This is a genomic window from Streptomyces sp. NPDC054956, from assembly GCF_053609185.1.
Genome location: NZ_JBSGXB010000586.1, coordinates 1 through 1,978, shown reverse-complemented (window position 1 = coordinate 1,978; position 1,978 = coordinate 1). Strand labels below are relative to the sequence as shown.

Below are 1,978 nucleotides of genomic sequence, written 5' to 3'. Positions count from 1 at the left end.
CACGCACACCCCCCCCCCCGCGGCCCAAACCCGCCCCCCACCCACTCCCCCCCCCGCGGGGTTTTGCGGGGGGGGGGGCGGGGGGCGGGCCCCCGGCAACGACGCCGCAGACAACCACGTTCCCCACCCCCCAGGCGCAGGGTCCCGGGGGCAGACCCCCCGCCAACACCCCCGCCCCCACGGACGACGCGTACCGCTACGGCTTCGGCTACGCCCCACCCCCCAGCCCCACCCCGCAGGGCCCACGCCCAGGCCACCGCCTCGCATACGCACCCCCCGCCGACCGCCACACCGCCGCCGCAGAGGCCATCGCAGCCGCCCCCGGCTCAGTCCTCGTCATCACCTCCTCCCCCACCCTCTGGTCGCAGACCAAGGACGCCCGCTCCAAGCTCGGCCCCGTCCTCCTCTACGACCCCTCCCACCTCTGCGACACCCCGGCCCGCATCCACTGGAGCCCCACGGAAGGCTGCGCGGACCGCGCCACCGCCGCCGCCCGAGCCATCGCGCTCCTCGCCCCGGTCCGCCCCCAGGCCCGCATGGACACCGCGATCGCGGAGACCGCGGAAACCCTGCTGCGCAGCTGGCTCCAGGCCGCGGCCCTGGACGACCGCCCCTTCAAGCAGCTGCACCGCTGGGCCCAGGGCACGAACGCCCAGGAACCGGTCCGCATCCTCCGTACCCACCCCCAGGCGGCAACGGCCGCCCCCGGCGCGGCCGGCGAGCTCGAGAGCGCCCTCACCGCGCACCCCGAGCGCCGCGAGCTCGCCCAGCACCTGACGGCCCGCGCGCTGAGCGCCCTCTCCTCGATCCACATCCGGGAGTCCTGCACCCCGAACCGAAACGATTCCCTCGCCCTGGCATCGTTCGTGTCCGAAGGGGGCACCCTCTACGTGGTGGGTGAACCCCTGGAAGATCCCCGTACCCACCCGGGTGCGATGCCTTTGCTGACCGCACTCGCCTCCAGCGTGGTCGAGCACGGCCGCCGCATGGCCGCACGGTCATCCCACGGTCGGCTCGACCCACCACTGACGCTCGTCTTCGACGACATCGCGGCCGTGGCCCCGATCCCCCAGCTCCCGCAGCTGCTCCAGGACGAGACGCTCCCCCTCCTCGCCCTGTGCCGCAGCCGCGAACAGGCCCGCTCCCGCTGGCCGGAGGCCGACCTACCGGTCACCACCCGCTGACAAAAAAAGTCCGCCCGCCGCCCCGAACACGGGAACAGCGGACGGACGGACACCACAAGACAAAAAAGACGACGGCCTACGACCGCCCGAGCACGTACTCCAGTTCCTTCGCGGACGGATCCGTCGGCATCGGCACGACGGTCCCGCTGGCCCGGAACCCGAAGCGCCGGTAGAAGGCCCCGGCCCTGGCGTTGTCCTCGTGCACGAAGAGCCGTACCCGCTCCAGCGCCGGCTCCTCCAGCGACCAGGCCCACTCCAGCGCGGCAGCGAACAGCGCCTCGGTGAGCCCCGTCCCCCGCTGCCCGGGCCGCACGAAGACGCCCACGAGATGACCCTGCGTCTGCTCGATGGCCCCGTCGAAGATGTCGGTCGTGCCGGCGTCCTCGACGAGTACGGTCACCGTCCCGTTCCACTCCCCGTCGGGCGCCTCGGCGACGAACTGCCGGACCCTCCGCCCCTCCGAAGCGCCGACGGTCCGCTCCTGCCAGAACTCGTCGGTCCTTCCCTCGGCCTGCTCGACGGTCTCAAGGAAGGCCACCGGCGCGGCCGGATCATTCAGGGCCGCGATCCGCAGCGCCTTCACCTTGGTCCACTCGTCGGCCCGTACCGGACGTATCACGTGCTCGTTCATACCTCGGGATCCTAGCCAGCGCACCCGCCTGCCTTCATCCCCGTTTTCCCGCACCGGCCCCGCTGCGCAAAAAGGTCCGGAACGCAGAAAAGCCCCGCACCATAAGGTGCGGGGCTTTCCCACAATGATTGTTCGGCGGCGTCCTACTCTCCCACAGGGTCCC

2 protein-coding genes are annotated in these 1,978 nt (G+C 72.4%); one reads left to right on the top strand and one right to left on the bottom strand.

The annotated features are described in order from the left end of the window. Positions 1–536: 536 nt before the first annotated feature. Positions 537–1,184 (top strand): hypothetical protein, encoded by a 648-nt coding sequence (locus ACWGDE_RS38505; protein ID WP_453393741.1) that lies wholly within the window; start codon positions 537–539, stop codon positions 1,182–1,184. Between the two features lie 76 nt (positions 1,185–1,260). On the opposite strand, the gene ACWGDE_RS38500 is transcribed toward ACWGDE_RS38505, so the two are convergent. Continuing rightward, entirely contained in the window at positions 1,261–1,815 is a 555-nt protein-coding gene (locus ACWGDE_RS38500; RefSeq protein ID WP_453393740.1) for a GNAT family N-acetyltransferase, read from the bottom strand. Positions 1,816–1,978: the final 163 nt, after the last annotated feature.